The organism is Psychrobacter sp. TB55-MNA-CIBAN-0194 (genome assembly GCF_040309505.1).
GTDB classification, from domain to species: domain Bacteria; phylum Pseudomonadota; class Gammaproteobacteria; order Pseudomonadales; family Moraxellaceae; genus Psychrobacter; species Psychrobacter fozii.
Map to the genome: position 1 here is coordinate 1 of NZ_JBEOOW010000820.1, position 234 is coordinate 234.

Annotated in this window: 1 protein-coding gene; it reads right to left on the bottom strand. The window is 42.3% G+C overall.

Annotated elements, in window-relative coordinates:
- A partial coding sequence (locus tag AAEY75_RS17205) for an FAD-dependent oxidoreductase (protein WP_352260398.1) occupies positions 1-234 on the bottom strand: 234 nt, incomplete at both ends.

Consider the following 234-nt stretch of genomic DNA (forward strand, 5'->3'; position numbering starts at 1 on the left):
CTATTGGCTTCTAAGCCGATAGCTTCTAAGTTTAAGCCTTCCGTATTCCCTGAGCGACCATTGGACCAAAGGATCGCATCAGACTTGATTTTCTTACCACTTTTTAAGTGCAAAATGACACAATCATCGTGAGTTTCAAGATGATCGATCTCTTCGTTGTTGCGAATCAGAACGCCAAATTGTCTAAAGTCATGCGCTAGCGCATCACTGATTTCACTGTCTAAGTAGCTGAGT